The sequence below is a fragment of the Tissierella pigra genome, assembly GCF_009695605.1.
GTDB classification, from domain to species: Bacteria; Bacillota; Clostridia; order Tissierellales; family Tissierellaceae; genus Tissierella; species Tissierella pigra.
Genome location: NZ_VUNQ01000048.1, coordinates 23,517 through 29,772 on the forward strand (window position 1 = coordinate 23,517; position 6,256 = coordinate 29,772).

General features: G+C 49.9%; 5 protein-coding genes. 4 read left to right on the forward strand and 1 reads right to left on the reverse strand.

The window, feature by feature from the left end; genetic code table 11:
* Positions 1-18: 18 nt before the first annotated feature.
* From FYJ83_RS16070 to FYJ83_RS16085, 4 genes are all read left to right on the forward strand, one after another.
* Positions 19-2,262, forward strand: coding sequence for a hypothetical protein (locus FYJ83_RS16070; RefSeq protein ID WP_154442257.1), 2,244 nt, complete (start codon positions 19-21; stop codon positions 2,260-2,262).
* On the forward strand, positions 2,262-3,050 hold the full coding sequence (locus FYJ83_RS16075; protein WP_154442259.1) for a prolipoprotein diacylglyceryl transferase: 789 nt from the start codon (positions 2,262-2,264) through the stop codon (positions 3,048-3,050). The genes FYJ83_RS16070 and FYJ83_RS16075 overlap by 1 nt, the downstream gene beginning before the upstream one ends.
* A 108-nt stretch (positions 3,051-3,158) precedes the next feature.
* Positions 3,159-3,920: a hypothetical protein gene (locus tag FYJ83_RS16080; RefSeq protein ID WP_154442261.1), complete on the forward strand. Its 762-nt coding sequence runs from the start codon at positions 3,159-3,161 to the stop codon at positions 3,918-3,920.
* 12 nt (positions 3,921-3,932) lie between these two features.
* A complete protein-coding gene (locus FYJ83_RS16085) occupies positions 3,933-5,831 on the forward strand; it encodes a zinc ribbon domain-containing protein (protein ID WP_154442263.1) in 1,899 nt (632 codons plus the stop codon).
* On the opposite strand, the gene FYJ83_RS16090 is transcribed toward FYJ83_RS16085, so the two are convergent.
* Positions 5,795-6,256 (reverse strand): IS3 family transposase (locus FYJ83_RS16090; protein ID WP_154442265.1); only part of this gene is annotated, 462 nt, incomplete at its 5' end. The genes FYJ83_RS16085 and FYJ83_RS16090 overlap by 37 nt on opposite strands.

Sequence of the window (6,256 nt, forward strand, 5' to 3'; positions counted from 1 at the left end):
GAAAAGGAGGAATGCGAAATGAAAAAGACAGTATCTATTTTACTTGTGACAGTGCTGCTTTTAGGCAATCTTACCGGATGCGACGGTGGAAGAGGCAAAAACGACGGGGCAACACTTTCACCAGAGACCACCAGCGTCACCTTGTCAAACGGTGTCAGCATAGATCTAGGTGTCTATGTGCTGGACGGTGAAGAAGAACTTACCGTAACCAAGCAAGCTGTGGAAGAAAATAAAGATGAAGGGTATAAAATAGAAGCCTATGACTTTAAGCTGAGCGATATGACCGAGCTTTCGGACTTCATTACCCTTCGTATCCCTTACGATACCGCATACTGCGAGGATGGGCAGGATCCGGCAAAATGCGTGGGCGCAATGTACAAAAACGAAACCACTGGCAAATGGGAGGATGTGCTGTTCGAGGTGGATGCAACTGCGAATGAGCTTATCATCTACACCGACCATCTCTCCACCTTCGGCGTGTTCCATGTCAAAAATGAGGGTCAACGCAGTGCCAAAATCACCAACATTTATGCAGACATTTCCGGCATTGACCAGCAGGAAGCTACGGAAACACTACGAAAATACGTGGCAGGTGGCGGCGCAGACGGAGAAGAAGCGGCAGGACTCGCAGCGCGGCTTATCACCGGCCATAACGGATTTATGAGCGGCATGGCGGGAGCAACCGGTGATGTGGGCTTTGCCACCGACTTCACTGGTACGATTCTGAACATGGCATCCCTCGGCAGCCCGACCTTTGACACCTCCCTGGCTGATTCAGCCTACAAAAAGATGAATAAGCTGGGCAAAGTAGCAGCAGCGGTGAAGATCGGTGCGGTAATGCTGAATACGGAAAAAACAGACGCCGATACTCTTGGATTATATAAAGACACGGCGATGCTGGCACTCTCCTATGCAGAATCCGCAGTGTGGGGACTTGCCGCTAGCGGTCTATTCATTTTTGACTACACCATCAGCAATATGTTTGAACAAAGTATGGCTATGAAGATGGATAAGATAGACCAAGTCTATGTCTATTTCAACGACCAATTCTCCGGCACACTGGATGTAGGGAACGGCTGGAAGGCCCGCAGCCTGAAAGATTGGCGACAGGTGCTAATCGATATCGTCGAGGCCAACCCCAACGAAACCGATGCCAAGGCCGCCATTGAAAAGGAGATAGACCACTATGCCCGCTATTTCTGGACGCTGGGTGATATGGAAAAGGCCGTCGTCGTTACGGATATTAAGGATAAGAGCAACAAAGGCTCGGTTACCGTTCCCAACCCGACACAAGCGGAAATAGAAACCTTAGTGGGCGCTTACAAGGCGCAGCTTTATGAACGCCTCTACCCGGTAACGCAGTCCGTCAAGGTGTATATGCAGCGCAAGGCCGAGGCTGTGTATCTAGCTGCTCTGAACGAGGTCAAAGCCTTCTTTAACCAAACAATCACCTTCAACATTGTGGAAAATATTCCCGATGGCGAGAAGTCACAGTATGACGGCTACGCCCTGCGCTTCGCCCCGCTTTCCGAAAACGCGGTGAAGGAGAGTTGGAGTGGTACGATGAAGGGCATGGGAGGGGCTTCTACCAATTTTACTCTGCTGGGCTATGTGCAGGCAGGTTGTCCTAAGGAACTTCGACTGTTCAAACCCGGCGACGACCCCGAAAGTGATGAGCCAGAGCTGGCTGTGGGTTTTAAGCTCTCCACGCCGGTGACGGAGGTAAAGATTGGCGGCGCACCCACCTTTGATGAACTGGTGGGCAGCTATGAGGATGGAACTATGACCATCACCAGCGTGTTCATTTCCGACACGCTCCGGGCGGAGCTGGAGAAGCCCGCCTCATCGGAGGACAGTGGAAAAAGTAGTGGAGGCGACGGCTTTTTAGACTCAATCACTGACGAACTCAATGAGCAATATGCGGGCTGCGATATAGCAGACGTTTTGCTGGGGTTAGAGGAACAGATCGGCGTAGCCAAGGAATCTCCTTTTACCCTTAGTAAAACCGGAGAAAACGTCGGTATTTTGCCTTTGAACGACAGCCCCGGTAATGTGACCTATGACCCGACTTCCGGTATACTTAAATTTAACATGAACGACGCTGAACTAAAATCCAGCATGAGCGGAGAACTGCGCGCCGGATACAATGGGGATAAGAGTGGCGTTGTCCTCTCCGGAGAGTTGAAGATGACCGCCCTATTCCCGGAGAGCGACTTCTACGTTATGCTTAAGCTGGACGGTTCAAAGTCTCTTAAACCATAATGTGCCCGCTACTGGAAATAGGGGGCTGGCAGATACCAGCTTATAATTTCTGTGCCCTGCTGGCCGCTATAATTGGCTGCGCCTTGGCTCTGCCCGCTTTACGCCGTGCGGGGTTGGGGCGGGCGCAGGCCATAGCTTTGCTGCTGATCATGATCCCCGCCTTTCTCATCGGATCGCGGCTGTGGAATGTGGTGGTAAATCCGGGAAATTATTTGGGTGGGCTGAAATGGCACAGCCTGCGCTGGGCAGGACTGTCCTTCTACGGCGGCGCACTGGGCGCCGGAACGGCACTGATCATCGCGGCGTGGCAATGGGACCTATCCCCGTGGGCCGGTCTGGACGCCATGACAGTCCCCGGCGGTGTTGCTTTCTGTCTGGCCCGGTTGGGCTGCTTCCTGAACGGTTGCTGTGCAGGACGAGCTACTTCTGGTCCGCTGGGTGTGGTGTTCCCATCCAAGGCCGGCTATCAGCAGGTGCTGAGCGAATGGATGCCATTCCTCTCCGCATCCCGCGCCGTTCATCCCACCCAGCTCTATGAGCTGGCCGGGGCTGCCCTGGGCCTTCCACTGGTATTCTGGCTGGTCAAGCGTCTGCACCTGCAGCAGGGGGCGAGCTTTCTTCTTTATACCGCGTGGTTTTCAGCCGTAAGACTGGCCGTGCTGCCCCTACGCGCCTTGACTTATCCCGATATTATCAAAACCGTCGTTTACCCACTGCTGTATGTCATTGTAATTCTGCTAGGCATAGCCATAGTGTTGCGACGAGCGAGGACGAAGAAACAACCATAACAAAGCTACTTCAGTAGGTAAATATAGCATAGGTACAATCAATCTGTAAGGAACAGTAATTTGAAAATAGCAAACAATAATCAGATCAAACAAACTGGAGGTATAACCATGAGAGGTAACATTCCATCTTTGGGCAGAGGCAATAAAATCTTGCCCGCAATACTTATCGTGGCAAATATATTCATGCTTATGATAGGCATCATCACTATACCACCCAATCTGCGGTCAGGAGCAACGACAAAGAAACCTCCTGTGACGAAGGCTGAGCAAACAGTACCCGCCACACCGCCTCAGGAGGAAGAATTTCCACCCGTCGCTACGGAAAGCGGCAGTGTTGTCAAACCGGAGGAAACAGATTCCAGCTTATCCATTGAGGAAAAAGACACCAATTTATCCATGGAAGAAACATACGCCAGCTTGTCCACAGAGAAACGCCCCGATTTAGCGGACTTTCTCTGGTACACAGAAGAGGTGGCTTATGACGGTCTTCCATCGGATGCGAATATTATCGACAATATCGGATCGCTGACCGGGAGTTGGAAAGCACTGATTATTTATGACCCCAATAACGAATACGACGCAGGTGCTATGGAGTTTTTAAATGTCTCCCTTACAGGTACTGCGGAGAGTCTGACTCTAACTCTCGACTGGTATCAAATTTTTTTGGCAAACGAGGGAGAAAGCGTCGATGAAACGGATATGGAAGACAGCGTATTCATGGGCAAGTGGGAAAATGGCGACCTATGGGCGTCTGGTCCGGGAACCATACATCTGGCGCAGTTCTACGAGCTTAATGGAAAGCAATACGCTGTTGGTACGATGGATACGCCAGACGGGACACCGGCACTGATGGCGCTGGTACGACCATAAGGAGGTGTAATTATGGAAAAATTTTGTACTAATTGTGGAAAAGAGCTTCATACCGGCGCTCGCTTCTGCGCCAAATGCGGCGCGCCGGTTCTTGATGGGTCCGTGAGTCCTGTTCCCGAAGAACAGCCGAAACCTATGGCACATACGCAGACTACAAGCGAGGTACAGCCTAAAGAATATACTCCACCCCTTGAGATACCAAAAATAAAAAGTAACAAAGCACCAAAAAGAAACAACGGGCGCAATACGCTATGTATCATGCTTTCCGTGCTACTTGTCATACAAATTGTGGCGGTGGCTCTCTACGGCTGGCCGGGTTTTTTGGTCAAGGACAGAACACAAAGGCTGGCCAACACACAAATTGAAAACGGCGTGGCGGAGCTTCCCGGAATGAGCGTGAATTTCGGCGGCGTATACGGCGGGGTGACACTTGAAAATGCCAAAACCGCCCCTATCGACTTAGATGAAGGGGCTGTCTCCGTCGGTTATGAGCTAGCGTTTGCGGACATACCCGAAGGCGAAGTGACGCTGTCCGCGCCAATGCCGGATGATCTGACCCTTGCGGAAAATGAGCGTTTGTATCTCGATATCGGTTTTTCCATGCAGGACGAGACGAGCGAGAAGGTCATGGTTTACGACCATATCGAGGCCTCAGAACAAGCGGGACGAATGATAGCGCGAATAACGCCGTCAGGCTATAGTGAGCTGTCGAGCAACGTCTATTTGAAGGGCGAGGGCTTCGTTTCCCCAACCTACAGCGATAAAATGCGTTTTAACGTCCAGTTCAAGGCCAAACTCGTAAGCGCCTCGCAAAGCCAACGCTTCAATCTCATCTTTGACCGTTCACGGTTTATGGCGACCACGGTGGAGCCTAGCAACGTGGAGGCGCTGCTCTCGAATATGGAGCAGGTCTACGCGAAGTACCAAGAGTTCGGCTTCGATATGTCAAGGCGCACCCAATGGCCCATGAATATTCATGTGACAACGCTTAAAAACGCCGATGCCACTACGCCCACCTACGCGCAATATGTTTCAAGCTGGTGGGGCATTGACAGCGGTTACATGAATTTCAGCCGCCTGCTGTTTACAAATTTCAACCTTGATGAGGCTACAAGCATCTTTGCCCATGAGCTGATGCACTTTGTGCAGGAGTGCTATGTTACGACCCAGTATAAACGCCTCGCTTGGCTGGACGAAGGGACGGCGGTATTTCTTGAAAAATATTTCGGCGGTCAGGGCGACCACAGCGCCCGCCAATACGAGCTTTACGACGGTATATACCCTGCCTCTGACTCCGCGAGCGCCGGATACGCCCGTGGCGCACTGGTTGCTTATTGGGCGAGTCTGGGTGGCTGGTATGACGGCGCGGACGCCCTTTCCGGCAAGGATAAGATGTCGGGACTAATTGACCTCTATTCCACCGGCGGATATTTGCAGGTGAGCAAATGGCAAAATTGGATAGACGACTGTGTGGGTGCGCCCTCGAAATATGCAATAGATTTCTTCACGAAGCTCCTGCAGGGGAATAAGAGCGTCTGGGCGGAATATGCCTATCAACCGTATACCCTCCACCAGATCATCGTAGAAAATGCAGGAAAATCCGCAAAAGACTTTTCTTCAAAGCTTGACCCCAACTATGCCGTATCACTTTTTACATCGGTGCTTTCACTGAAAGCCGATAAGCTCATCAGTGAGGATGGGCAGAAATTTGAGCTTAACGTTCCCGCCTACGGTGCGAGAGTCGTTGCACTTGATATGACGGAAAAGGAACGGGAAAAGCTGGATAAGGATGCTGCAGTCAGCATTAGCACCAAAAATGGCGAGGAGCTGGTGGACCTATGTCAATATAGTAGACACATTTTCTCGAACAATTTTTATGCAATATTTTTAGATTTATCTTCCCACTCTTGAGGAGTGATATAGCCCAAAGAGCTATGTATTCTCTCACTGTTATACCATGACTCTATATATTCAAATATTGCAAGTCTAGCGGCATCAAAGTCAAAGTATTTAACTAAGTTAACTTCTTCTTTTTTCAATACTGAATGAAAGGATTCTATGCAAGCATTGTCATAGGGATTCCCTTTACCACTAAAGGAATGAGTTATTTTATGCTTTTTAACATATTCTCCAAATTCATAACTTGTATATTGACTTCCTAAGTCACTATGTAGAATTAGACCTTCAGCGGGTTTCTGAAGTATATAGACATTATCTAAAGCCTTTATAGCCAATGTAGTATCTATATTTTTAGACATAGAGTATCCAACTATCTTCCTGCTGTTAAGATCCATAACAGAAGCAAGATAGCACCAGCCATCTTTAATTGTATGAAT